At 71.5% G+C, this 25,179-nt stretch carries 20 protein-coding genes and 1 pseudogene; 12 read left to right on the top strand and 9 right to left on the bottom strand.

The features are described from left to right. Nucleotides 1-32 precede the first annotated feature (32 nt). A complete protein-coding gene (locus tag HCC30_RS16085; protein ID WP_169443223.1) occupies nt 33-605 on the bottom strand; it encodes a PadR family transcriptional regulator in 573 nt (190 codons plus the stop codon). Nucleotides 606-741: 136 nt separating this feature from the next. Between HCC30_RS16085 and HCC30_RS16080 the strand changes: the two genes are divergently transcribed. Continuing rightward, on the top strand, nt 742-1,821 hold the full coding sequence (locus tag HCC30_RS16080) for an NAD(P)-binding domain-containing protein (protein WP_169443222.1): 1,080 nt from the start codon (nt 742-744) through the stop codon (nt 1,819-1,821). A 25-nt stretch (nt 1,822-1,846) separates the two neighbouring features. On the opposite strand, the gene HCC30_RS16075 is transcribed toward HCC30_RS16080, so the two are convergent. The 3 genes from HCC30_RS16075 to HCC30_RS16065 all read right to left on the bottom strand — a co-directional run bounded on the left by HCC30_RS16075 (nt 1,847) and on the right by HCC30_RS16065 (nt 4,423). After that, complete coding sequence (locus HCC30_RS16075; protein WP_346776655.1) at nt 1,847-2,842, bottom strand: helix-turn-helix domain-containing protein; 996 nt, start codon at nt 2,840-2,842, stop codon at nt 1,847-1,849. Next, nucleotides 2,839-3,489 (bottom strand): HD domain-containing protein, encoded by a 651-nt coding sequence (locus tag HCC30_RS16070; protein WP_169443221.1) that lies wholly within the window; start codon nt 3,487-3,489, stop codon nt 2,839-2,841. Before HCC30_RS16070 ends, HCC30_RS16075 begins: the two co-directional genes overlap by 4 nt. A gap of 118 nt (nt 3,490-3,607) precedes the next feature. Continuing rightward, nucleotides 3,608-4,423, bottom strand: a complete 816-nt coding sequence (locus tag HCC30_RS16065; RefSeq protein WP_169443220.1) for a phytanoyl-CoA dioxygenase family protein — start codon at nt 4,421-4,423, stop codon at nt 3,608-3,610. Between the two features lie 471 nt (nt 4,424-4,894). On the opposite strand from HCC30_RS16065, the pseudogene HCC30_RS16060 reads away from it, so the two are divergent. From HCC30_RS16060 to HCC30_RS16035, 6 genes and pseudogenes are all read left to right on the top strand, one after another. Beyond that, nucleotides 4,895-5,364: pseudogene (locus tag HCC30_RS16060) on the top strand (arsenical-resistance protein); the annotation flags it as partial. A 531-nt stretch (nt 5,365-5,895) separates the two neighbouring features. Beyond that, nucleotides 5,896-6,612: a (Fe-S)-binding protein gene (locus tag HCC30_RS16055; RefSeq protein ID WP_169443219.1), complete on the top strand. Its 717-nt coding sequence runs from the start codon at nt 5,896-5,898 to the stop codon at nt 6,610-6,612. Continuing rightward, nucleotides 6,609-8,126, top strand: a complete 1,518-nt coding sequence (locus tag HCC30_RS16050) for a lactate utilization protein B (protein ID WP_346776654.1) — start codon at nt 6,609-6,611, stop codon at nt 8,124-8,126. Before HCC30_RS16055 ends, HCC30_RS16050 begins: the two co-directional genes overlap by 4 nt. Beyond that, on the top strand, nt 8,123-8,773 hold the full coding sequence (locus HCC30_RS16045) for an LUD domain-containing protein (protein ID WP_169443218.1): 651 nt from the start codon (nt 8,123-8,125) through the stop codon (nt 8,771-8,773). Before HCC30_RS16050 ends, HCC30_RS16045 begins: the two co-directional genes overlap by 4 nt. A gap of 65 nt (nt 8,774-8,838) precedes the next feature. Next, nucleotides 8,839-9,645 carry an MBL fold metallo-hydrolase gene (locus HCC30_RS16040; RefSeq protein WP_169443217.1) on the top strand — a complete coding sequence of 269 codons (807 nt, stop codon included), beginning with the start codon at nt 8,839-8,841 and terminating at the stop codon, nt 9,643-9,645. Nucleotides 9,646-9,752: 107 nt separating this feature from the next. Then, nucleotides 9,753-10,631: an ATP-binding cassette domain-containing protein gene (locus HCC30_RS16035; RefSeq protein WP_169443216.1), complete on the top strand. Its 879-nt coding sequence runs from the start codon at nt 9,753-9,755 to the stop codon at nt 10,629-10,631. A 94-nt stretch (nt 10,632-10,725) separates the two neighbouring features. Here HCC30_RS16035 and HCC30_RS16030 read toward each other — a convergent pair whose 3' ends face one another. Further along, nucleotides 10,726-11,472, bottom strand: coding sequence for a sigma-70 family RNA polymerase sigma factor (locus tag HCC30_RS16030; RefSeq protein ID WP_346776653.1), 747 nt, complete (start codon nt 11,470-11,472; stop codon nt 10,726-10,728). Between the two features lie 256 nt (nt 11,473-11,728). Here HCC30_RS16030 and HCC30_RS16025 point away from each other — a divergent pair, with 256 nt between their 5' ends. After that, nucleotides 11,729-13,075, top strand: a complete 1,347-nt coding sequence (locus tag HCC30_RS16025; RefSeq protein ID WP_169443214.1) for a DUF1343 domain-containing protein — start codon at nt 11,729-11,731, stop codon at nt 13,073-13,075. Between the two features lie 19 nt (nt 13,076-13,094). Then, entirely contained in the window at nt 13,095-13,532 is a 438-nt protein-coding gene (locus HCC30_RS16020) for a VOC family protein (protein ID WP_169443213.1), read from the top strand. A gap of 231 nt (nt 13,533-13,763) precedes the next feature. Here the strand turns inward: HCC30_RS16020 and HCC30_RS16015 are convergent, their stop codons facing one another. After that, the gene (locus tag HCC30_RS16015; protein WP_169443212.1) at nt 13,764-15,581 is read right to left on the bottom strand and encodes an ABC transporter ATP-binding protein; all 1,818 of its coding nucleotides are present in this window, start codon (nt 15,579-15,581) and stop codon (nt 13,764-13,766) included. A 125-nt stretch (nt 15,582-15,706) separates the two neighbouring features. Here HCC30_RS16015 and HCC30_RS16010 point away from each other — a divergent pair, with 125 nt between their 5' ends. Next, the gene (locus tag HCC30_RS16010) at nt 15,707-16,159 is read left to right on the top strand and encodes a MarR family transcriptional regulator (protein ID WP_169443211.1); all 453 of its coding nucleotides are present in this window, start codon (nt 15,707-15,709) and stop codon (nt 16,157-16,159) included. A gap of 70 nt (nt 16,160-16,229) precedes the next feature. Next, the gene (locus tag HCC30_RS16005; RefSeq protein ID WP_169443210.1) at nt 16,230-19,202 is read left to right on the top strand and encodes an FAD-binding and (Fe-S)-binding domain-containing protein; all 2,973 of its coding nucleotides are present in this window, start codon (nt 16,230-16,232) and stop codon (nt 19,200-19,202) included. 132 nt (nt 19,203-19,334) lie between these two features. On the opposite strand, the gene HCC30_RS16000 is transcribed toward HCC30_RS16005, so the two are convergent. Next, the gene (locus tag HCC30_RS16000) at nt 19,335-20,747 is read right to left on the bottom strand and encodes an alpha-amylase family glycosyl hydrolase (RefSeq protein WP_169443209.1); all 1,413 of its coding nucleotides are present in this window, start codon (nt 20,745-20,747) and stop codon (nt 19,335-19,337) included. Between the two features lie 329 nt (nt 20,748-21,076). Here HCC30_RS16000 and HCC30_RS15995 point away from each other — a divergent pair, with 329 nt between their 5' ends. Next, a complete protein-coding gene (locus tag HCC30_RS15995; protein WP_169443208.1) occupies nt 21,077-22,489 on the top strand; it encodes a Gfo/Idh/MocA family oxidoreductase in 1,413 nt (470 codons plus the stop codon). 93 nt (nt 22,490-22,582) lie between these two features. Here HCC30_RS15995 and HCC30_RS15990 read toward each other — a convergent pair whose 3' ends face one another. Further along, complete coding sequence (locus HCC30_RS15990) at nt 22,583-23,977, bottom strand: cation:dicarboxylase symporter family transporter (RefSeq protein ID WP_169443207.1); 1,395 nt, start codon at nt 23,975-23,977, stop codon at nt 22,583-22,585. A gap of 306 nt (nt 23,978-24,283) precedes the next feature. Beyond that, a complete protein-coding gene (locus HCC30_RS15985) occupies nt 24,284-25,054 on the bottom strand; it encodes a L,D-transpeptidase family protein (RefSeq protein WP_346776652.1) in 771 nt (256 codons plus the stop codon). Nucleotides 25,055-25,179: the final 125 nt, after the last annotated feature.

The raw sequence follows: 25,179 nt of genomic DNA, 5'->3' as shown, positions 1-25,179 counted from the left end.
AGGGTGGTGAGGGGAAGAGCTGGGGCTGGGGGTCAGTGGCCGGGTGCGAGCCGGTGCAGGGTGGCGAGCACGTCGTCCAGCCAGTCGAGCGTCATGCGTTCGTACGCGATGCCGCCGCGGAGGACGACGTGCTGGAGCTCCTGCCCGGCGTCGGGCTGCGCGGGGGCTTCCGGCCCGCCATGGGCGTCCCCGGTGAAGTCGCGCCGCTCGCCCGCGAGATAGTGCGCGAGCCGGTCCTCGTGCGCCCGGCGGTGCCGCTCCACCTCGCGGATCAGCGCGGCCGGGTCGTCGAAGGCGGCGCCGCGGATCTTCACGGCGAGCTCGTGCCGGACGCTCTCCGGCTCGATCGGCTCGTGCAGCCACCGGGCCAGCGACTCCCGGCCGGGAGCGGCCACGGAGAACTCCTTCTTGTCCGGCCTGGCCTGCTGCGCGACCTCGCGCGCGGCGACCCAGCCGTCGCTCTCCATGCGCTTGAGCACCCGGTAGATCTGCTGATGCGTCGCGGTCCAGAAGTACCCGATGGACCGGTCGAAGCGCCGGGCCAGCTCGTAGCCGGAGCCCGGCTTCTCCAACAGCGAGACGAGGATCGCGTGCTCAAGCGCCATGCCCGAATCCTTCTATGCAACTCGTTGCATAGACAAGCCGCGCAGGACAGCTGAGATACGGCTCACCCCGGGCGGGCAGCCGCGGTCGTCACGGAGCCCCGGGAAGCCTGCGACGCCTCCCGGTGTTGGTAGAACCATGAACTACGTGGACGTGGTGGTGATCGGGGCAGGGCAGGCGGGACTGTCGAGCGCGTTCCACCTGCGGCGGTCCGGCTTCGAACCGGGGCGGGACTTCGTCGTCCTGGACCACGCGCCACGGCCCGGCGGAGCCTGGCAGTTCCGCTGGCCCACACTGACGTACGGCCGGGTGCACGGCATGCACGCACTGCCCGGAATGGAGCTCACCGGAGCCGACCCGGAACGGCCCTCCTCCGAGGTGATCGGCGAGTACTTCGCCGACTACGAGCGCACCTTCCGCCTCGCCGTCCGGCGCCCGGTGCACGTGCGCGCCGTGCGCGAGGGCAGCGGCGAGTCGGACGGGCGGCTGCTCGTGGAGACCTCGGCCGGCACCTGGGCGGCCCGCGCCGTGATCAACGCGACCGGCACCTGGGACCGCCCGTTCCAGCCGTACCTCCCCGGCCAGGAACTCTTCCGCGGCCGGCAGGTGCACACCGCGCGCTACCCGGGCCCCGAGGCGTTCGCCGGGGAGCGCGTCGTCGTCATCGGGGGCGGCACGTCCGCGGTTCAGCACCTGCTGGAGGTGTCCCGGGTGGCCGCGTCGACGACCTGGGTGACGCGGCGGCCCCCCGTGTTCCGCGAGGGCCCGTTCACCGAGGAACGCGGCAGGGAGGCCGTCTCCCTGGTGGAGCAGCGAGTACGGGACGGGCTGCCGCCGCGCAGCGTCGTCTCGGTGACGGGGCTGCCGATGACGGAGGAGATGCGCGCGGCCAGGGAATCCGGGGTGCTGGAGCGGCTGCCGATGTTCGACCGGATCACGCCGGACGGCGTCGCCTGGGACGGGGGACGGGAGATCGCGGCGGACTCGCTGCTGTGGGCCACCGGCTTCCGCCCCGTCGTCGCCCACCTGGCGCCGCTGGGGCTCCGCGAGCCGGGCGGCGGCATCCGCATGGACGGCACCCGCGCCGTGCGGGACCCGAGGGTCCACCTCGTCGGCTACGGCCCGTCCGCCAGCACCATCGGCGCCAACCGCGCGGGCCGCGCCGCCGTACGCGACATCCGCAAGCTGCTCGCACGGGAGCCGGAGCCGGTGGGCTGAACGGTGCAGGGGTCGTGAACTCTGTTCAGCTCCGTTCCGGCGCCGTCGTACGGAAGCCGGAGCGGTAGGCGGACGGGGTGACGGACAGGTGGTCCCGGAAGCTGCGCCGCATCGACTCAGCCGAACCGAACCCGGACCGCCTGGCCACCGTGTCCACCGGGTCCTCACCGGACTCCAGCAGCGCGCGGGCCGCCTCGACCCGCACCGACTCCACGTACCGGCCCGGCGTGAGCCCCGTCTCCACCCGGAAGAGCCGCGCCAGGTGACGCGGGCTGACCCCGGCCCGGCGCGCGAGGGTGCCCAGGTCGTGCGGGCCGGCGGGGTCGGCGGTGACGGCGTCCATCGCGTCGCGGACCGTCGCGTTCCGGGTGGGGTGGGCGCTCACCCGGGCACTGAACTGCGACTGCCCGCCGGGGCGCGCCATATGGAGGACGAGGAACCTGGCCGTCGCCCGGGCGACGTCGGGCCCGTAATCGTCCTCCGTGAGGGCAAGGCTGAGGTCGATACCGGCGCTCACCCCGGCCGAGGTGGTCACCGGCCCGTCGCGCACGAACAGCGGGTCGGGTTCGACGCGGACCCGCGGGTACCAGCGGGCCAGTTCGTCGGTGAGCTGCCAGTGCGTCACCGCCCTGCGGCCGTCCAGCAACCCGGCCGCGGCGAGCAGGAACGCGCCGGCGCACACCGAGGTGATCCGCCGGGCCCGCCCGGCGAGTCCGGCGACCAGGCCGGTCAGGTGCGGGTCCGCGACGGCGGTACGCCAGTCGGCGCGGCCCGGCACGATCAGTGTGTCGACGCGCGGGGGCAGCGCGGAGGCGGGCCCGTCGACCCCGATCCGCATCCCGGACGAGCTGCGCGGATCGGCCCCGCCGGGCGAGACCAGCCACAGCCGGTAGTCGGCCCCGTAACCGTTGGCCGTGGTCAACACCTCCACCGGGCCCGTGACGTCGAGGAGTTGGACCCGGTCGAAGGCGACGACGACGATCTCACGGCCGCTGCGCGCCGCCGCGCCCTCCCGGCTCACTCCGGCCAGTCGCTGTTCTCGATCGTCCGGACGAAGTCGCCGCGGACGAAGCCGGGCACGAAGTGCTCCAGGACGTCCGCCTTGACGTTGCCGAACGTCGTCTCCGGCTTGGGCGCGATGCCCTCGGTGAACGCGCCGAGGATGCGGCGCTTGAAGTCCGGCCGGGGGTGCGCGGCGACGATCGCGGACCGGTCGGCCGCGTCGATGTCGTGGTAGCCGATGCCCAGCACGTCGTACTCGACGCCGGCCGTGACGAGGGCGACCTCCGGCTCCATGAACTCCGGGATGCCGGGAGTGGTGTGCAGCGCGATCGCCGTCCACACCCGGCGCACGCTGTCCTCGGGGACGCCCCGGGACTGGAGGAACCGCCGGGCCTCGTCCGCGCTGTCCACCTCGAACCTGCGCCCGCTGTCGCGGAAGCTCTCGTTCAGCCCGAGGTCGTGGAACATGGCGCCGATGTAGAGCAGTTCGGGATCGAAGCTCAGTCCGCGACGGCGGCCCTGCAGGCTGCCGAACCAGTAGACGCGGCGCGAATGGTGGTAGATCAGCTCGTCGGTGGTGTCCCGGACGAGCTCCGTCGCCTCGGCCGCGACAGCGGTGTCCGGAACCGCGATCCCCGCGAGCACCTCGTCGCCCTTGTCCGTCATGGTGGCCTCCTGTCGTGACGGTGCGTGCGGACGGATCCAGCCTGCGGCGTGAGAGGAACCGTCCGCCATGTCCGAACGGACAGGTACCCCACAGATCAGGACCCTCACCCGGCCTGGCTCAGCCGGCGAGCGCCTGCCGGATTACCGCCTCGACGGGTGAGCGGCCACCGTCTCCGCACAGCGGCCGGGAGGGGACGAGCTTGGGCTGGCCCAGGAAGCGCGGGCGCGTCCCGCGGTGCGGCTGTCCGGCGTGCACCAGGAACGGATGGCACAGATAGACGTCCCCCGCGCGTCCCGTGGCGTGGACGACGGGGCGGTGGGCACTGGCGGCTCCGGCGCGCCGGGCCAGCTCCCGGGCGTCGAGCCCCGCCTCCCCCGCGGGCTCCAGGAGGCGAGCGACGTCCCGGTGGGAGCCGCGGCGCATGCGGGTGGGCGCGTCGTCCTCCCCCACGTCCGAGAACAGGAAGAACATCCGGAGCGCACAGTCCCTGGAGGTGACGTTCGCGCGCCAGCGCATGTAGTCGGTGGAACCCGGTTCGAGGTCTTCGCCGGGGAAGCTGACGTCGACGTGCCAGCCGTCCACCACCGCGGGCCGCCCGCCGGGGAACCGGACGACGAATCCGCCCAGCCCGTCCGGCACTTGCCAGCGCCCGGGGCCCACGAGCACGTCGAACGCCGCGCGCAGTGCGGACGCCGTGGCCGCCTCCCGGAACGACTCCTCCGTCCGCTCCCCGATCCCCACGGCCGCAGGCGGCCATCCGTCCGGGTCGCGCGGATCGGCGCCGGTGCTTCGCCACAGCACATCACGGCACGCGTCGGCGGTCTCCCGTGGGAACGCCCCCTCGACGTGGACGAAACCGTCGTCGACGAACGCCCTGACCTGTGCCTCGTCGAGCTGCCGGGAGGGCTCGGGTGCCTGTGCTTCGTCGGGCATGGCATCAGGATGCCGCCGACAGGACGGCTCTCGCCAACCCATTTCGACGTCGTGCGGGAGCTGGCCGGTTTGTTCCCTCACAGTGGACGGCGGCCGTATTGGGGCGCCATGTGGAGAAGTTCCCCGCGGGGTTGAGCGTCAATTGGCCGACTGCGGTGGTCGGGCTGGCGGTCGTCCGGGGCTGCTACAGCGACTGGGGCTCTTCGGCTCCACCTGGCGGAAGCTGACCGGAGTGACGCCGGAGGACTCCGCGCGGGCCGGCAGGAAGCCGTTCGCCTTCCTGGTGGCCTCAATTGCCTGGGCGGGCTTCTCGCCGTCCATACTCGCGCAGCACCGTGCCCAACAGCGCGTACCAACTGGTGCTGTTCGCGGGCATGGCCCTCGCCGTCGGGCTGGTGGGCCTGAGGCTCGCGTCTCCCCTCCCCGGGACGATGTCCACGACGAGTGCCTCGACGCGGGACCTGATCTTGTCTGAACGTGCTCGCCTTCCTCGGCGTCCCGCTGCTCGCCGGCTTCCTCACCCGCCGCGTCGGGGAGCGGAGGCTCGGCCGCGAACAGAACCGATTCCTGCCCCGGATCGGCCCGTTCGGTCTGTACGGACTGCTGTTCACGATCGTGCTGCTCTTCGCCCTCCAGGGGAAGACGATCACCTCGCAGCCCTGGGACGTCGCCCGTATCGCGCTGCCGCCGCTGGCGCACTTCGCGCTCATGCAGTTCGGCACCTTCGCCCTCGGCAAGGGCATCGGCCTCCCGTACGACCGCAGCACGACCCTCGCCTTCACGGCTGCGGGAACAACTCCGAACTCGCCATCGCCGCCTTCGGCGTCACGAGCGGCCAGGCGCTCTCCGGCGTCGTCGGACCGCTCATCGAGGTGCCCCTCCTGGTGGCCCTGGTGTACGTATCGCTCGCCTGGCGCCGGAAGTTCGCGCACCGGACGTGACGGCGGTACCTGCTCCGAATGTCGGGAACAGACGAACACGGGAGCGGCTGTTCGCCCGAACGCGTGGTCGCTCCGGATTTCGTTGCACAACTGCCGTTCGTCGCATGATGCTTACAGTGCGCAAGCGACGGGCTGCAGACCGTGCAGGCGCCTCCGGACCCCAGTCCCACGGCGGACCGGAGTGATGTCCCAAAGAAACGCAAGGAGAAGCACCACCATGGACCTCATCACCAACGTGCTCGCAGGCGTCGTCCACTTCGTGGGCTGGCTCGTCTGACGCACGGCCGCTGAAGGCGCCGTCTCCCCCGTCCCACGGGGAGGCGGCGCTTCCGCGTTTCCGGGGCACAGTGCGGCACCGCCAACGTGCCTCTGCCTCAACGGCCCGCTCTCCGGGGCCGGTTCGGACAGTGCGCCGAAACCGTCGCCCCTCCGGCTCCCGACATGCCAGTCCGCGACGACTACTGCACAACGCGTGGCGACTGCGGCAGTATGAGCCCCCCGCCCCGGGTGATCTTGACGAAAGGATGGACCGTGCGGGTAGCTCTCTTCGTCACCTGCGTCAACGACACGCTCTACCCCCGCACGGGGCAGGCCGTCGTCACGCTCCTCGAACGGCTGGGCGTCCAGGTGGACTTCCCCCAGGAGCAGTCCTGCTGTGGCCAGCCGCAGTTCAACACCGGCTACCGCACCGAGGCCGAACCCCTCGCCCGCCGCTACGCGGAGACCTTCCGCGCGTACGACTACGTGATCGTGCCCTCGGGCTCCTGCGCGGCCATGGTGCGCGACCAGTACCCGCGCATCGACGGCCCGGGAACGGCCGACGCCGTGGCGCGGACCTACGAACTGACGGAGTTCCTGGTGGACGTGCTGGGTGTGGAGGACGTCGGCGCGTACTACCCGCACACGGTGACCTACCACCCGACCTGTCACGGGCTGCGGATGCTCGGGCTGGGCGAGCGTCCGCACAGGCTGCTGGAGCACGTCGAGGGGCTGCGGCTGAAACCGCTGGAGGGGCAGGAGGAGTGCTGCGGTTTCGGCGGCACCTTCGCCGTCAAGAACCCCGCCGTCTCGGCCGCGATGGGCGCCGACAAGGCACGGCACATCGAGGAGACCGACGCCGAAGCGGTGTGCACGGTCGACAACTCCTGCCTGATGCACATCGGCGGCACCCTCGCCCGCAGGGGCTCGGCGGTACGGCCCGTGCACATCGCCGAGATCCTCGCCGGGACGAAGGAGGCACCGCTGTGAGCGGCACGTACCTGGGCATGCCCGCGTTCCCCGAGGCCGCCGAAGCGTCCACCCGGGACATGCGGCTGCGGGGCAACCTACGGCACGCCACGCACACCATCCGCGCCAAACGGGAGCGCGCCGTCGCCGAACTGGACGACTGGTCCGCACTCCGCGAGGCCGGCGCGGCCGTCAAGAACCGCACACTGCGCCATCTCGACCACTATCTCGTGCAGTTGGAGGAGGCCGTCACCGCCGCCGGCGGGCACGTGCACTGGGCGGCCGACGCCGACGAGGCGAACCGGATCGTGACCCGGCTGGTGCGGGAGACCGGTGAGCGCGAGGTGGTCAAGGTCAAGTCGATGGCCACCCAGGAGACCGGCCTCAACGAGGCTCTGGCAGGCGCCGGGATCACCGCGTACGAGACGGACCTGGCCGAGTTGATCGTGCAGCTGGGCGACGACCTTCCGTCCCACATCCTCGTCCCGGCGATCCACCGCAACCGGGACCAGATCCGGGACATCTTCCGTGCGCGGATGGCTGATTGGGGACTCCCGGCGCCGGCCGGACTGAGTGACGATCCCGCCGAACTGGCCGAGGCCGCGCGGCTCCATCTGCGGGAGAAGTTCCTCAACGCCAAAGTCGGCGTCTCCGGGGCGAACTTCATGGTCGCCGAGAGCGGCACCCTCGTCGTCGTCGAGTCCGAGGGCAACGGCCGGATGTGTCTGACGCTGCCCGAGACGCTGATCTCCGTCGTCGGCATCGAGAAGGTGGTGCCCACCTGGCGGGACCTGGAGGTCTTCCTCCAGCTACTCCCCCGCTCCTCCACCGCTGAACGGATGAACCCGTACACCTCCACCTGGACGGGCACCACCGACGGGGACGGACCCCGCACCTTCCATCTGGTGCTGCTGGACAACGGGCGGACCGACGCGCTCTCCGACACGGTGGGACGGCAGGCGCTGCGCTGCATCCGCTGCTCGGCCTGCCTCAACGTCTGCCCCGTGTACGAGCGGGCCGGCGGACACGCGTACGGCTCGCCCTACCCCGGTCCGATCGGCGCGATCCTGACGCCCCAACTGCGCGGCACGGGAACGGAACTGGACGCCTCGCTGCCGTACGCCTCGTCGCTCTGCGGTGCCTGCTACGAGGTCTGTCCCGTCGCCATCGACATCCCGGAGGTCCTCGTCCATCTGCGACAGCGGGTCGTGGAGGGCGGGGAGGTCATGGTGCGCGGGCAGAAGACCACCATCCGGCCCGCGAAGGGGCACGCGGCGGAGCGCGCGGCGATGCGCGCCGCGCGCTGGGCGTTCGAGCACCCGCTGGCGCTCGGGCGCGGCCAGCGGCTGGCCACCCGCGTGCGCCGGTTCCAGCCGCGCCGCCTCCCGCTTCCGGGCCCGGCCCGCGCCTGGTCGCAGAGCCGCGACCTGCCGAGCCTGCCCGCCGAGACGTTCCGCGACTGGTGGCGCCGCACGCGGGGCGCGAACGGCACCCCGCAAGGCCCGGACGGGCGAGACGGAGAGGGGACGGAATGAGCAGCCGCGACGTCGTCCTGGCCCGCGTGCGCCGCGCCCTGAGCGATGTACCGCGCGGGGAGGGGCCGGAGGACACCCCCGTGCCACGGGAGTACGCGCGCGCCCACGGGGCGCGGACGCAGGCGCAGATCGCGGGTCTGCTCGCGGAGAACCTCGCCGACTACCGCGCGGTGGTGCACCGTTGCGAGGCCGCCGCGGTGCCGAGGATGGTCGGCGAGCTGCTGCGGGCCCGCGGAGCGCGGAGCGTCGTCGTCCCTTCCGGGCTGCCCGCCGAGTGGCTGCCGGAGCCGGACGGGATCGAGCGGCTCGCGGACGCGCCGGGCCTCACACCTCACCGGCTGGACACGGTCGACAGCGTCGTCACGGGCTGCGCCGTGGCCGTCGCCGAGACCGGCACCATCGTGCTGGACGCCGGCCCCGGGCAGGGACGACGGCGGATCACGCTCGTACCGGACCACCACATCTGCGTGGTGCGGGTGCCCTCGCAGGTGGTCGCGGCCGTGCCGGAGGCGCTGGAGCGGCTGGACCCGGCACGGCCGCAGACCTGGATCTCCGGCCCGTCCGCCACCAGCGACATCGAACTCGACCGGGTGGAGGGCGTGCACGGCCCGCGCACCTTGGAGGTCGTCCTGGCGGGCGAGCACTGAGCGGCCGAGTACGCCACGGGCGTAAGGCGCTCCGTCCGTCTGGGAGAGCGGCTTAGCTTGCGCGCATGGAATGCGTCGAAATCCACGAGCGGCTGCACATGCTCCGTTTCCCGGTCGGGCAGGCGTACCTGTGGCGTGACGGTGACGCGCTCACCCTGATCGACACCGGCCCTCCGGGCTCCGGCGAGCAGATCGAGCGGGCGATCCGTTCGCTCGGGCACGCCCCGGGCGCCCTGCGGCGCATCGTCCTCACCCACTTCCACGAGGACCACGCGGGATCGGCCGCCGAACTGGCGGCACGGCTGCGTGCGCCCGTGCTGGCACACCGCGCGGACGCGCCCGTCGTCCGGGGCGAAGTCGCCCCGCCGGCACCGGACTTCTCCGAGGCGCGGGAGTGGGAGCGGACGCTCTTCGAGCACCAGACGGCCGCCTACGGGCTGAGCGCCGACCATCCCGTCCTGCCCTCGGCGCCCGCCTGCCCCGTCGACCAGGAGCTGACGGACGGGGACGTGCTCGACTTCGGCGGCGGTGCCTGGGTGGTGCACGTTCCGGGGCACACGGACGGCAGCATCGCCCTCCATCTGCCCGCGCACCGCACGCTGTTCACCGGTGACACGGTGGCGCGGACGGACGCGGCCGTCGCCGCGTTCCACGGCACGGCACAGGAGGATGCCGGCCGTGCCGCCGCCGAGGAGGGCGCCTCGTCCTCCGGCGTGATCCTCGGGCCCTTCAACACGCACCGTGCCCGTGCGGTCGCGTCACTGGGCCGTCTCTCCGGACTGGAGGCGGAAACGCTCTGTTTCGGTCACGGATCACCCGTGGTCGGGCAGGGAGTGAAGGCCCTGTACGAAGCGGCTGCCCTCTACAGCTAGTCTGCTCGCGCACCCTTCGTGCGTACGCGGCCCCCGTCGCACGGCCCGTTCGCGGCCGTGCGACGGTGCACCGTCTGATCACGCACCGTCCTGCCAGGGAGGCAGCCATGGAGCAGACCCGCCCGCACGGCTCCGCAGCCGCGGACGCGACCCTGCCGGACGGCCCGGCGGCCTCCGGCGCGGAGGGCCGCGACGCGGGTTCCGCCGTCGTGGAGGTCTCGGGTGTGAGCGTGCGCCGGTACACCACGGGACAGGTGATCCTGGACGGCGTCGACTGGACGGTGCGGCCCGGCGAGCACTGGGCCCTGCTGGGCGCCAACGGCGCCGGGAAGACGACGCTGCTGCGCCTCGTCGGCGCGACGATGCACCCGACGGACGGCACCGTCTCCGTCCTGGGCAGCACCCTGGGCCGGGTCGACGTGCGGCAGCTGCGCAGCGAGATCGGGCACGTGTCGACGTCCCAGCGGGTGCCGCAGGACATGCCGGCCCGCACGGTCGTCCTCACCGGCGCCTCCGGCACCGTGCAGCCGCTGTGGAAGCAGTACACGGACGAGATCAAGGAGCGGGCCGACGAGCTGCTCGCCGAACTGGACTGCAAGGACTTCGCCGACCGCCCGTACGGCGTGTGCTCGGGCGGCCAGCGCGCACGCGTTCTCGTCGCTCGCGCGCTGATGCCCGACCCCGCGCTGCTGCTGCTCGACGAGCCGTTCAACGCGCTGGACCTGCCCTCCCGCGAGGACCTGATCGACGCACTGCGCCGCCTGGCCGGGAACCGGCCCGAGCTGGCCACCGTCACCGTCACGCACCACCTGGAGGAGCTGCCGCCCACGACGAGCCACGCGCTGTTGCTGCGCGAGGGCAGGACGATGGCGTGCGGTCCTGCCGGGGAGGTCCTCACGGGCGAGCGGATGACGGCGAGTTTCGGCCGCCCTATCGAAGTCTCCCGCCAGGACGGCCGCTGGCTGGCCCGGTCCGGGCGGCCGTAGAGACCGTCGCCTCATCGGCCCGATTCTGCGTGCCTGTTGAGCAGATGCGTTTCCGGCTCTCCGTCCCGTGTGGTGACGGATCGCGCTCCAGGGGTCAGGCCACCACGTTGCCGGGGCCGGGGGTGACGGTGTGCGCGGCAGGGCGGCGGGCCGGTGCCCCGACGTCCGGGGCCCGTGACTGCCTCTCGGCCGGTGCCCGCTGCGCCGGGATGCGCGCCTGCGCGGCCGGCTCCTCGGCCAGCCCCAGCTCACGCCGTATCGCCAACAGGGCATAGTGCGTACGGGACTTGACCGTGCCGCGCGGGATGCCCAGGGCCCGAGATGTCTCCGCTCCGGAGCACCCCAGCAGGTGGGTGAGCACCAGTACGGCACGGTGCTCGGGCGAGACCCTGGCGAGGGCGCGGGCGACGACGTACCGGTCCACCACGGAGTCGGCCGGATCGTCGGTGGCCGGAACCCGCCCGCCGTCCTCCTCCGGTGTGGTGCCCACCGGAACGGCGCGTTCCCGACGGTGAAAGTCCACCGCGAGATTACGGGCGACGGTGAACAGCCAGGGACCGAGCCCCGGTTCGGCGCGAGGCTCCGCGCTGCCTTCGTGCCCCTCGTGGCCGTCGGGTGTGCCGGGCCCGGCGAACGTGAGGCGGTCCGCTCTCAACCAGGCGCGCAGCAGGGTCTCCTGGACGATGTCCTCCGCACGGTGCGAGTCCCCGTACGTGAGGCGTCCGACGTACCGGAGCAGTGCGGGCCGGTACCCGTCGAAGACGGTCCTCAGCAGGGCGTCGGCGAAGCCGGGCCCGCCCTCCGGTTCACCACACGCGCACCCACCACGCTCACCAGCCACACCTGCCATAGTGCTGGTCAGCACATGAACGAGCAGCGAAATCCGGCCGTGGAAATCCGGTGAGGCGACTGAACCTCTCCCCTCCGCTTCCGCGCGGCTGTGCGCCTTCCGGGAAGCCCGGCATCCGGGTCATCCTCACTCCGCGCGCCTGTCGTTGCCCGCGCCCGCCCGGGGCCGCGCGCACTCTGGCAGCCGGTCCCGGCGTCGTATAGCTTGCGCCTCCAGCTCACCGGCCCCCAGGGGAAGGAAGTCCGTGATGCCCAGCTCCCCCTCTCGTCGCGCACTCGTCACCGGCGGTACGGCGACGGCTCTCACCGCTCCCCTGCTGCTGTCCGGCGCCGCCCGCGCCGCCGAACCGCCGGGTCGCGGAGCCCCGTCCGGGGCCGTGCCGGGCGCCGACGTCGCCGCCGCCCGCAAGTGGCGGATGCTGCGCGGCCGGAAGGTCGGCGTGGTCAGCAACCCGACGGGCGTACTGCGCGACACCCGGCACATCGTCGACTCGATGGCCGCCCAAGAGCTGGACGTGGTGGGCGTGTTCGGCCCGGAGCACGGTTTCCGCGGCAGCGCCCAGGCCGGCGAGTCCGAGCCGGAGTTCAAGGATCCGCGGACCGGACTGACGGTGTACGACGCGTACGGCGCCGACGCGGCGAAGATGGCGGAACTGTTCACCAAAGCGGGCGCGGACACCATCGTCTTCGACATCCAGGACGTGGGCGTCCGCTTCTACACGTACATCTGGACGATGTACCAGGCGATGGTGGGTGCCCGGGACGTCGGCGCCCGCTTCGTCGTCCTCGACCGCCCCAACCCGCTGGGGCGGCGCGCCGACGGGCCGATGATGACCGAGGAGTTCGCCTCGGGAGTCGGCCTGAAACCCATCCTCCAGCAGCACGGCATGACCGTCGGCGAACTGGCCCGCTACTTCAACGGCGAGCTGCTCCCGGACGAACCGCCCGTCAGGAAGACGCGGAAACCGGGGCACTCTCCGGAACAGCGCGAGGGCGCCGGGCACGGCCGGGTCGAGCTGGAGGTGGTACGGGCCGAGGGCCTCGCGCCGGACGACCTCGCACAGGACCACGGCCTGCCCTGGGTGCCGCCCTCGCCCAACATGCCCACCCCGGACACCGCCACCGTCTACGCCGGCACGGGCTACTTCGAGGGCACCAACCTGTCCGAGGGGCGCGGCACCACCTCCCCGTTCGCGCTCGTCGGCGCCCCCTACCTGGACCACCGCTACAGCGACCGCCTCAACGCGCTCGACCTGCCCGGAGTGCGGTTCCGCGAGGCGTACTTCGTGCCGACGTTCAGCAAGCACAAGGACAAGACCTGCGCGGGCGTCCAGCTCCACCTCACCGACCCGCACCGCTACCGCCCCGTGCTCACCGCCGTGGCCATGCTGGCGGAGGCACGCGCGTACGACGGCTTCGCCTGGCGCGAGGACGCCAACACCGAGCACCCCTTCTGGATCGACAAACTCTCCGGCTCACCCCGGCTCCGCACGATGCTCGACGAAGGCCACGACGCACACCAGTGCGCGTCCGCCTGGAAGACCGAAACCCGCGCTTTCGACCACACCCGGCGGAGGTACTTCCTGTACGGCTGACGGCGTTTAAGCTCCCCGCATGCCCGCACGTTTCAAGGACATCGCCCTGGACGCCCTCGACCACCAGCGGATGGCCGACTGGTGGAGCGCCGCCATCGGGTACCAGCGGAGGCAGCCGCCCGCCGGGCGGACGGAGTGGCCGCCGGAGTGGCCGGTGCTGCTGTACGACAAGGAGGGGCGCGGTCCCTCACTGTGGATCAACCCCGTGACGGAGCCCAAGTCCGGCAAGAACCGGATGCACATGGACGTCTACGGGGACACGGCGAAACTGCTCGCCATGGGCGCGACGCTGGTGCGCCGGAGGGACGACACGATCGACTGGGACGTCCTCGCGGACCCGGAGGGCAACGAGTTCTGCGTGTTCGAGCCGAGGAAGGACCCGCACAGCGAGGCGTACCCCTCGCACGCGCACCACGATTCGCCCGGCGGGCACGATCCGCGGCACCGCGACAGGTGAGCCGCCCCTCTCTCTGCTCACGTCTCCTCTCACCGCACGGTTCCGGTCAGCGGTCCGGTTCCTTCTTCGCTCCTTCCGGCAGGCGCAGGTAGACGATGCCGGCGGGGAAGATCTCCGCGTTCATGGCGACGGCGACCGAGGTGTAGCCCGCCCAGCGGCTGGAGCAGAGGGCGGAGGGGGCTCGTCCGCGTGGGACGAGCCTCGGGGCTCCGGTGCGCGTGGAGCCGGGGCTCAGCTGGCCGGGGCGTCCGCGGTGTGCGCGTCGCGGCGTACGAGGGCCGCGTACTGGCCGTCCCTCGCCATGAGTTCGTCGTGGGTGCCGCGTTCGGCGATGTGCCCGCCGTTGAGCACGACGATCTGGTCGGCGTCCCTGATGGTGGACAGGCGGTGGGCGATGGTCAGTGTGGTGCGTCCCCGGGAGAGCGCGTCGACCGCCTGCTGCACGGCTCGTTCGGTGCGGGTGTCGAGTGCGCTGGTGGCCTCGTCGAGGATGAGGACGGGCGGGTCGCGCAGGATCGTCCTGGCCAGTGCGAGGCGCTGCTTCTCTCCTCCGGAGAAGCGGTGGCCGCGTTCGCCGACGAGGGTGTCGTAGCCGTCGGGCAGTGACTCGATGGCGTCGTGGATCTGGGCCGCCCTGGCGGCGGCACGCAACTGGGCGTCCGTGGCGTCGGGTTTGGCGAAGCGGAGGTTGTCGGCGATGGAGGAGTGGAAGAGGTAGGTCTCCTGGGAGACCACGCCGACCGCTCGGGACAGAGTGTCGAAGTCGAGGTCGCGGACGTCCACCCCGTCGAGGGTGACCCGGCCGCCGGTGACGTCGTAGAGGCGCGGCACCAGGTGGCTGAGCGTGCTCTTGCCGGACCCGGTCGGGCCGACGACGGCGAGCGTGGTGCCGGCGGGGACGGCGAGGTCGATGCCGTGCAGTGTGCCGCCCGGGTCCTGCTGTCCGTAGCCGAAGTCGACGTTCTCGAAACGGACTTCGCCGCGGACGGAGGGGAGCCGGACGGGCCGCTCCGGTTCGGTGATGTCCACCCGGAGGTCCAGGTACTCGAAGATGCGCTGGAACAGCGCGAGGGAGGTCTGCATCTCGACGCCGGTCGACAGCAGCGAGACGGTGGGCCGCAGGAGCCCCTGCTGGAGGCCGACGAAGGCGACGAGGGTGCCGATGGACAGGCCGGGGCCGCCGAAATGGACGAGCAGGCCGGCGGTCAGATAGAGCAGCGGCGGAATGGCGCCCATGACGATCCCGATGGTGGCCATGCGCCAGCGGCCAGCCATGTGGGAGCGGACCTCCAGGTCGAGGAGGCGCTCCGACTCGTCGGAGAAGCCGCGCGTGAGCGATTCGGCACGGCCCATGGTGCGGCCGAGCACGATTCCGCTCACGGACAGGGACTCGGTGACGATCGCCGACATGGACGCCATCTGCTTCTGCCGCTGGGTGGTGATCTGCTTCCGCTCGCGGCCGACCCTGCGGCTGATCCAGACGAAGAACGGCAGCAGGAGCAGGGACGCGACGGTGAGCCGCCAGTCGAGCGCGAGCATCGCCACGACGGAGGCCACCACTCCCGTCAGGTTGGAGACCAGGGACGTCGCCGTGGAGGTGACCGTGGCCTGCATGCCGCCGATGTCGTTGGCGATGCGTGACTGCACCTCGCCGGTGCGTGTCCTGGTGAAGAAGGCCAGGGGCATGCGCTGGAGCTTGGCGTAGACCTCGGTGCGCAGGTTGTGCATGACGCGCTGTCCGACGGTGGTGGACAGGAACGTCTGGAGCACGCCGAAGACGCTCGTCATCACGGCCGTGGCGACGAGCCCGAGGGCCAGCAGCCCGAGGAGTCCGGTGCGCTGGTCGGGTATGGCGACGTCGAGGATCTCGCGCAGCAGGAAGGGCTGGGCGACGGAGACCAGGGACGAGGCGCCGACCAGGAGGCCGACGAGGGCGAGCCGTCCCCGGTAGGGCCTGAACAGGCGCAGGATGCGGCGGATCTGGGCCGGCGGTTCGGGTGCGCCACGCGGAGTGGCAGGCGGTTCCCACGGAATGGCGTCGGGTCGCAACGGGCTCCTCTGGGGTCGGGTTCACGGGCCGGTGCGCGGCGTGATTTCCGCGCACTCCACCAACAGGGAGCATAGTTCATTGTTACCTATACTCACAATGAATGGTGCCCTGTTAACCTGCCGCCATGCCAGCGCCCCACCCGCACGACGAGACCGACGGCGACCTCGCCGAGCAGTTGCTGCGCCTCACGCGCCGCCTGAACCACGCACACCGGCACAACTTCGCCCCCGTCGGCGTCACCCCCGCCCAGGGGCGTCTGCTGCGCACCCTCGCCCGGCACGGCGAACCGCCCCGCATGGCCGACCTCGCCGAACGCCTCGGCGTCGTCCCCCGGCAGGTGACCACTCTGGTCGACGCGCTGGAGGAACGCGGCCTGGTGCGCCGGGAGCCCGACCCGGCGAACCGGCGGGTGACCCGGATCAGGCTCACCGACGGCGGCACCGACGCGCTCAAGGAACTGCGCAAGGCCCGCAAGTCGGCGGCCGAGGAACTACTCGCGCCGCTCTCCTCCGCGCAGCGCGAGGAACTGAGCGGCCTGCTCACCCTGCTCGACGCGGGCGCCCCGCACGAACACTGAGACCGCCCGTGGCGCGGAGGCGGACCTAGCATGGACGCAGCCCGGGGGTGTCCAGCATCAGGGAGTGACCATGCCGCTGCTCGAACCCGATCCCGGCGCCCTGCGGCCACGTCCCACGGACGGTCACACCCCCGCGGGAGACCGCGTACCGGACGGTATGGCCACGGGCTCCCCCGAACCCCTGCTGAGCGAACTGCGGGCGCTGCTGGGTGACCCGGACGGGCGGAAGGTGCTCGGTTCGGTATCGGATCTGGTGCGCTACGCCTCGGACGCCAGCCCGTACCGCTTCGTCCCCCGGGTCGTCGTCCTCGCGGAGGACGTCGACGACGTCTCGGCCGTGCTGTCGTACGCGCGGGGCAACGGGCGTCACGTGGTCTTCCGCGCGGCGGGGACCTCGCTCAACGGGCAGGCGCAGGGCGAGGACATCCTCGTCGACGTGCGGCGTCACTGGGCCGGCGTGGAGGTGCTCGACGAGGACGGCGCCCGCGCGCGCATCCGGCCGGGCACGACCGTGGTGCGGGCCAACGCCGCGCTGGCGCCGTACGGCAGGACGCTGGGCCCGGATCCGGCCAGCGCGATCGCCTGCACCCTCGGCGGGGTCGTCGCCAACAACGCCTCGGGCATGACGGCGGGAACCACCCGCAACTCGTACCGCACGGTGTCCTCGCTCACCGTGGTGCTGCCGTCCGGCACCGTCGTCGACACCGGTGATCCGGCGGCCGACGAGGCGCTGGCAGACGCCGAACCGGCGCTGTGCGAAGGGCTGATGGCACTCAAGGCGGAGATCGAGTCCGACCCGGAGCTGACCGCCCGCATCCGCGCCAAGTATGAGCTAAAGAACACCAACGGCTACCGGCTGGACGCCTTCCTTGACGGCGACAGTCCGGTACGCATCCTGCGCGGACTGATGGTGGGTTCGGAAGGGACGCTCGGATTCCTCTCCGAGCTCGTCTTCGCAACCGTGCCACTGCACCGGCGCACCTCCACCGGGCTGCTGTTCTTCCCCTCGCTCAGCGCGGCGGCGGCCGCGGTGCCCCGGTTCAACGAGGCCGGCGCGCTCGCCGTGGAGGTGATGGACGGCAACACGCTCCGCGCCTCGGTCAGCGTCGCGGGCGTACCCAAGGACTGGGCACGGCTGCCGAAGGAAACCGCCGCGCTGCTCGTGGAGTTCCGCGCCCCGGACGAGGCCGCGCAGCAGGAGTACGAACAGCGGGCGGCCGAGGTCATGTCCGGCCTCGACCTGGTCGCCCCCGTCGAATCCGTCACCAACGCCTTCACCCGGGACGCAAAGACCATCGCCTTCTACTGGAAGGCACGGAAGGCGTTCGTCACGGCCGTGGGCGGCTCCCGCCCCTCCGGAACGACGCTCATCACGGAGGACTTCGCCGTGCCTCCGTCCCGTCTGGCCGAAGCGTGCGGCGCGCTGCTGGAGCTGCAGGAGAGGCACGGTTTCGACGCCGCCGTCGCGGGCCACGCGGCCCACGGCAACCTGCACTTCCTGCTGGCCTTCGACGCGTCGAAGACCGACGACGTGCGACGGTACGCCGACTTCATGGACGAGTTCTGCGCACTGACCGTCGAGCGCTTCGACGGCTCGCTCAAGGCCGAGCACGCCACGGGACGGAACATCGCCCCCTTCCTGGAGCTGGAATGGGGCGAGAAGGCCACGTCCCTGATGTGGCGGATCAAGCAACTCCTCGACCCGGCAGGCGTGCTCGCCCCGCGCGTCCTGCTCGACCGCGACCCGCACGCCCATCTGCGCGGCCTGAAGACCATCCCCCGCGTGGAGGACGTGGCCGACCCCTGCATCGAGTGCGGCTTCTGCGAACCCACCTGCCCCAGCGGTGACCTGACCACCACACCGCGCCAACGGATCGTGCTGCGCCGGGAGATGATGCGCCAGGACCCGGCGTCCCCGGTCAACGACAGTCTGCTGCGCTCGTACACGTACGACGCCGTCGACACCTGCGCCGGCGATTCCACCTGCATGCTGGACTGCCCCGTCGGCATCGACACCGGCGCCATGATGAAGTCCTTCCGCGGCGCACGGCACACGGGCCGCGAGGAGCGTGCGGCCGCCCGTACCGCGCGCCATTTCGGGGCGGTGGAACGGGCCGCCCGGCTGGCCGTCGCCTCGGCGGACACGCTGCGGCGGCGGGTGCTGCCGCGGCGCGGTGACGCGGCGCTGGAGACGCTGACGGGCGCCGCACGCCGGGCCGTCCGGCCCGATCTCGTACCGGAGTGGCTGCCGCAACTCCCCGGCCCCGCCGCCAAACGGCTTCCCGCGACGGACCGGGCGACGGCAAGCGCGGTCTACTACCCGGCCTGCGTCAACCGCATCTTCGGCGGGCCCGAAGGCCACGGGGAGCCGTCCCTGCCGGAGGCGACGGTCGTGGTGTCGGCGCGCGCGGGACGTCCGGTGCACATTCCGGAGGACGTCACGGGAACGTGCTGCGCCACCATCTGGCACTCCAAGGGGTACGCCGAGGGCAACGTGCTGATGGCCAACCGGATCGTCGAGTCCGCCTGGCGGTGGACGGACGGAGGCGAGCTTCCGCTCGTGGTGGACGCCTCCTCGTGCACGCTCGGCATCGCCCACGAGGTGGTGCCGTACCTGACCCCCGCGAACCGGAAACTGCACGAGCGGCTGACCGTCGTCGACTCGGTGGTGTGGGCCGCCGAGGAGCTGCTGCCCCGGCTGACCGTCGAGCGGCGGCTCGCCTCGGCGGTGCTCCATCCGACGTGCTCCATGCGGCACTTGGACGACGCCGACGCGCTGCGCGAGGTCGCCGAGGCGTGCGCCGAGGAGGTCGTGGTGCCGCTGGACGTCCGCTGCTGCGGGTTCGCCGGCGACCGCGGCATGCTGCACAAGGAGCTGACCGCCTCGGCGACCGAGCACGAGGCCGCCGAGGTGCGCGCCCGGCACTTCGACGCCCACCTGTCCGCCAATCGCATGTGCGAGATCGGCATGGACGAGGCCACCGGCGGCCGCGGGTACCGCTCCGTGCTGCTCGAGCTGGAGCGCGCTACCCGGCCGTCCTGAACTGCTGCGGGGCCCGGTCTCCTTCCGCTGTGGGGGAAGCGGGAGGAGACCGGGCCCCGGGTCCGGGGGCGAGCCGCTGTCCGGGACTGCGGGGAGGCACGTACCGGACGGTGCGGTGGCCGGTCTGGAGGGTTACCCGGTGGCCTCCGTGTGGAGGGCGACCGCGCCGCCGGCGGGAACGGTGACCTCCGCCTTGCCGTCGTCGCCGACCTTCACCGGGTCGCCCTCGCAGCCGCCCTCGGGCGTGCCCTGTGCGACGTTGCAGTAGGCGCCCGCGGGCAGCGAGGTGGCGAACGTCCGCTTCAGTTCGCCGTCACCGGAGTTGAGCGCCACGAAGCCCTTGCCCGCGCGGCTGAAGGCGAGAGCGCCGCCTTCGGCCCACCAGTCGGAGAGCTCCGCGTCACCAACAGCGTTGCGGAAGCCCACCATTCCCGTGATCTGCGGGTCCGCATGCATCTGCGTCCAGCCGTCCCCGCCGCTCGGCGGGCCCGCGTCCTTCTCGGACCACTCGTAGCCGGAGTAGACGTTCGGCGAGCCGTACGGGTGGGCCAGCATGAAGGTGTTGGCCAGCTTGTACAGCCCCGCGTCCTTGTAGGTGAGGGTCGAACCGTTGCGCTCGGTGTCCCAGTTGTCGACGAAGGTGCGGGCGCTGCCGCTGTCGAGCTTGCCGTCCGCGATGCCGCCCAGACCGCCCAGGTCGCCTCCCTGGAAGGCGCTCTTGAGGTGGGTGCCGTAGCGGAACTCGTCCACATCGCCCAGGCCGGTGTACTCCTCGGGGCGGACGGCCTCGTTCTCTCCGGCGATGACCTCGGACACCCAGTACCCGGGGTCGGCCATCTTGCCCTTGATGGCCTCCACGTCCTGCGCGGCCATGTGCTTGGCCGCGTCGATCCGGAAGCCGTCGACGCCCAACTCGCGCAGCCGGTCGAGGTACTTGGCGATGGTGGACCGTACCTGGTCGCTGCCGGTGTCGAGGTCGGAGAGTCCGACGAGTTCGCAGTTCTGCACGTCCTCGCGGTTGGTGTAGTCCTGGATGTCCTTCCGGCAGCCGTGGAAGTCGGCGTCGCCGTAGGTGCCGGGGTAGTCGTACTTCGCGTACTCGGTGCCGCCGGTGCCGGTTCCGGAACCGGCCGACATGTGGTTGATGACGGCGTCCGCGACGACCTTGACGCCGGCCTCGTGGCAGGCGTTCACCATGCTCTTGAAGTCGCTCTCGTCGCCGAGACGTCCGGCGATCTTGTAGCTCACCGGCTGGTACGAGGTCCACCACTGGTCGCCGGTGATGTGCTCGGTCGCGGGCGAGACCTCGACGTAGCCGTAACCGGCCGGACCCAGCGTGTCCTTGCACTCCTGGGCCACGGAGGTGAACGGCCGCTCGAACAGCGTGGCCGTGACGGCCTTCCCGCCGGGCGGTGCGGCCTCCTCGGCGGAACGTGAGGGCTCGGAGGCGGCGGGAACGGCCTGTGACTGCCAGGGGCCCATGGTCAGCAGGCCGCCGGCCGTCAGCACTCCGGCCATGACGCCGCCGTACAGACGTTTTCTCATGGTGTGCGGCTCCTTCGTGAGTCGGGCACAGCAGTGCCCGGAGCGCAGCCACGCGCCTGGCCGCAGGTGGGGGTTCGCTGTGGGAGCCTGCCGTCGCGGCCTGTACACGTCAAGAGACTCGCAATATTTTCCATCCTCTTTCAGCAACTTCTTGCTGTGCGGCGCCTGTTCGGCCCCGCTGTCCCCGCGAAGGCCGGTGCCGCGCACAGAAGTCCATCCACGCACCTCAAGAGTCCAAAGGCGGCTCCCTTGCGCACCAGGAGCACCAACGGCCAGTGTCCTGCTCGGAGTTCACGCATCCCACGGGTCAGAGGACTGCTGGAGGCTCGATGAACGACCAAGGATTCAGCCGCCGTTCCGTACTGCGGACCGCCGGCGTCGCCGGAGTGGGGCTGGGCATCGGCGGCCTGGGAGCGGGAAGTTCCGCGGCCGCTCCGGGCACCGCCGCCGACGCGGCGGCCGGCTCCGCCGCGACACCGCCCCGGCAGGGCGAAACCATGATCGGCGTACCGTTCGAAGGCAGGGACACGGTACGGATCGGCATCATCGGGCTCGGGCAGCGCGGCGGCAGCATGATCGACATCTTCCTCTCGCTGGAGGGCGTACGGGTCGTGGCCCTGTGCGACACCGTGCGGGAGAAGGCCGAGAAGGCAGCCAAGAAGGTCACCGACGCGGGCCAGGACACCCCCGCCCTCTACACGAAGGGGGACGAGGACTACGCCCGGCTCTGCGAACGCGGCGACGTCGACTTCGTGTACGTCGCCACCCCGTGGGACTGGCACTTCGCGATGGCCAAGTCGGCCATGACGCAGGGCAAACACGTCGGCGTCGAGTGCCCCGCCGCCATGACGGTGGACGAACTGTGGGAGCTCGTCGACCTCTCGGAGCGCCACCGCAGACACTGCCTCCAGCTGGAGAACTGCGCGTACGGCCAGAACGAGATGCGGGTACTCCGCATGGCGCACGAGGGCCTCTTCGGCGACCTGCTGCACAGCGCGGGCGCCTACATCCACGACCTGCGCGAGCTGATGTTCGACCCGGAGTACTACGAGGGTCCCTGGCGGCGGCTGTGGCACACCCGGCTGAAGGGCGACCTCTATCCCAACCACGGGTTCGGGCCTGCGGCCAACTACATGGACGTCAACCGCGGCGACCGTGCCGTGCGCATCTCCAGTTTCGGCTCTCCCTCCCTCGGCCTGGCCGCTTACCGCGAGGAGAACATGCCGCGCGGGCACGAGAGCTGGAAGGAGAGCTACATCAAGAGCGACATGGCGATGAGCCTCGTCCAGACCGCCAAGGGACGGGTCATACGGCTGGAGCAGAACGTCTCCAATCCACACCCCTACAGCAGACTCAACGTCCTCGGCGGCACGAAGGGTGTCTTCGAGGACTATCCGCCGCGCATCTACCTGGAGCCCGACATGAGCGGGCACGAATGGGGCAACTTCGAGGACTACGCGCGGTGGGACCACTGGCTCTGGAAGGAGAACACCAATCCGCCCGGCGGCCACGACGGCATGGACTACATCATGCTGCTCCGGCTCGTGCAGTGCATGCGGCTCGGCCTCGTCCCCGACTTCGACGTGTACGACGCCGCCACCTGGAGCGCCCCCGTACCCCTGAGCCACGCCTCCATCAAGGCCAACGGCGCACCGCAGGAACTGCCCGACTTCACCCGCGGACTCTGGGAGAAGGAACGCCCGGGCATCGACTCGGAGAAGCCGGACGCGGCCAAGTCCTGACCGCCGGGGCCGACTTCGCTGCGTGTCTGCGGAGAGGCGTGGGCCGGTCGCACCCTGGAGGGAGCGACCGGCCCCGAGCCGTCGTCCGGCCGGCTATCGGTCCGCGCCGGGTGGTGCGGTCTGCGCGGGGGACGTCGCGGGCGCGGCGGCCTTGTCGGTGGCCGGGGGCTCGGCTCCCTCCGGTGCCTTCGCATCCGCCGGCTCGTTCGTGCCGTCCGCCTGGTCCGTGGTGTCGTCGGGCTCGGTTCCGCCCAGGACCCTCTTGGCGCGTACGGAGTCCAGGGCGCCTTCCCAGCGGGAGACGACGAAGACGGCGACGCAGTTGCCCAGGAGGTTCGTGACTACCCGCATGGAGTCCATGATCCGGTCGACGCCCAGCAGGAGCGCCACCGCGCCCGCGGGGATGACGCCCAGGGCGGATGCGGTCGCGGACAGCGCGAGGAAGGCCGAGCCGGGGACGCCCGCCATGCCCTTGCTGGTGAGCATCAGCACGAGTACCACCGTGACCTGCTGGCCGAGCGTCAGGTCGACGCCCACCGCCTGGGCGATGAACAGCATGCCGATGGAGAGGTAGATGGAGGCGCCGTCCAGGTTGAACGAGTAGCCCGTCGGCAGCACGAGCCCGACCGAGTCCTCCCGGCACCCGGCCTTGCGCAGCTTCTCCATCATGCGCGGCATGACGGCCTCGCTGGACGCGGTGCCCAGCGCCAGCAGGATCTCCTCACGGCAGTAGCGGACGAACTGCCAGAGGTTCACCCCCGTGATGAGCTTCAGCACCAGGGCGAGCAGCACCAGGAAGGCCAGCGCGACGCCGTAGCAGAGCGCGATGAGCTGCCCGTACTGGGACATCACGCCGAGCCCGTACTCGCCGACCAGGTGGGCGGTGGCGCCGAAGACGGCGAGCGGGGCCAGCTTCATGATGTAGCCGACGATCGTGAAGACGACGTGCTGCGCCTGCTCGATCGCCGGGAGGATCGCGGGCACCTTCGTCTGGCCGAGGTGCAGCAGCGCGGCGCCCACGAGGCAGGCCAGGACGAGCACTTGGAGCAGCTCGTTCTCGGCGAAGGCTCCCACTGCACTGTCCGGCAGTGCGTGCAGCAGGAACTCGGATGTGGAGGGCAGCTTCTCGCCACCGGTCTGCTCGGCCACCGCGGAGGCGTCGAGCTTGGACGGGTCGACCTCCATTCCGTGCCCGGGTCCTGCGACGTTGGCGGCGAGCAGGCCCAGTACGAGGGCGGCGGTGGTGGCCACTTCGAACCAGATCAGGGCCTTCAGCCCGATCCGGCCGAAGGCCTTCAGGTCGCCGGCCTTCGTGATGCCCGCGACGACGACGCAGAACACGATGGGGGCGATCAGGGTCTTGATGAGGCGGATGAAGCCGTCGCCGAGGGGCTGTACGGCCGTACCGATGTCCGGCCACAGGCGGCCGACGAGAAGGCCGAGGGCCAGTGCGCAGAGGACCTGCGCGAAGAGGGACGTGCGCAGCATTCGCAGTGCGCGCCGTGGCATGGACGGAGCCAGGGCTGCGTTCGACAAGGTGGATCCTCCGAGAGGACGGATTCTGTTATGCGGAATTTCACTTCCGCGCCGACACCCAATCGGACGCTCCGTCCCCTCCGGAAGACCTGTGCGTCACTTCGCTGGAAAACTTCAGGCCACCAATCCCCTACGGACCGGTGCAGATCGGGACCAGCCGACACACGGGCGCACCGGCCGGAACCAGCCATCGGGCGCCCGGGGGCAGCCGGGCGGGAGGAAAGGGGAACCGTGAACGGGCCGACCACACGGCCCGGTTCAGCGGGAGAGTGTCTTCTTGTCGCCCATGACGACCACCGGATGGTCCGCGGGGTCGAGGGTGCGCAGCAGCGAGACGATCGCTTCACGGGGCAGGCTCACGCAGCCGGACGTGCCGTACCCGTGGTCCAGATGCAGCCAGATGCCGCCGCCCTTCGACTGGCCGCGGGGGCGCGTCGGATCGAGCGGGGTGGTGCCCCTGACGCGGTTGTAGTCGACGGCGATGACGTGGTCGAAGTCGTTCCGCTTGGCGTCCGGCCAGTACGACGGCGGGGTGAAGGCCTCGTTGTGCTCGTACGGCAGCGCGCTTCCCGGGTCGGGCAGCAGGCCGCCGGCGTCCGACAGCGTGAACACCCCGACGGGGCTCCGCTTGTCGTTCTCCCTGTGGTTCGGTGTCCAGCCCTTGCGGCCGTTGTGCGCGGGCCAGGTGTGCTCACGCGTCCAAGTGCTCTGCTTCCGGGTGTAGAGCCGCACAGTCGCGTCCGGCGAGTCGGGCCCTTCGCCGTGCACCGTGACGACCTGGCGGGCCTCGCGGGGGACCTTCGCCCACATGCGGTCGCCGATGCCCGGTACGCGCGTGGGGTTGGCGAACCCGCCCGTCCACCCTGAACTTCCGGTGCCCGCAGCGCTGTTGGGGCGGCCGGCCTCACTCGCGCCCGGTAACACGCTCCCCCGGCGCGTTCCGTCGTCCCGTGCGCCGTCCGTCGCGCCGTCCCGGGGGCCGTCCTCACCGCAGCCCGCGAGCGTGGCGGCGAGCACCACGGCCGTCACGCAGGCGAGGGCGGATCTGCCCGCTGACCTCGCGGACCCGCCGCTCCGTACGCGCCTCGGCCACTGTGCCCCGGTTATGCGCATGTACCCATGCTCGCACTCACCCGGCCCCGCGGGGAGGGTGA

Origin of the sequence: Streptomyces sp. HNM0574 (genome assembly GCF_012726235.1) — a bacterium.
Lineage (GTDB): Bacteria > Actinomycetota > Actinomycetes > Streptomycetales > Streptomycetaceae > Streptomyces.
Note: the sequence above shows the minus strand (reverse complement) of the source record. Positions and strands in the feature narration are given on the sequence as shown.